Here is a 241-nt window from a genome sequence, read left to right as displayed (position 1 = left end):
GCGGATCCCGGGAATAGCCCGCATGGCATCCGGCCGTCGATCGCGTTATTCCGGTTGCGATTCGCCGCTGGCGCAAAAACTGGTTTGGCTCAGAAACCCGTCAGCAACGCTGTGATTTCAAACGCGAAGTGCAGTCCACCCGCTATGACGCCATCATTGATGCTCAGGGATTAATCAAAAGTGCAGCGCTGATCACCCGTGTTGCCAAAGGCGAAAAACACGGGCAAGACTGCAAAAGCGC

The 241-nt window shown here is 56.0% G+C and carries 1 pseudogene; it reads left to right on the top strand.

What is annotated here, in order from left to right:
* Positions 1-17: 17 nt before the first annotated feature.
* A pseudogene (locus ACM615_RS23660) lies at positions 18-241 on the top strand (glycosyltransferase family 9 protein); the annotation flags it as partial.

The organism is Rahnella sp. PAMC25617, from assembly GCF_050606005.1.
Taxonomy (GTDB): domain Bacteria; phylum Pseudomonadota; class Gammaproteobacteria; order Enterobacterales; family Enterobacteriaceae; genus Rahnella; species Rahnella variigena.
Note: the sequence above shows the minus strand (reverse complement) of the source record. Positions and strands in the feature narration are given on the sequence as shown.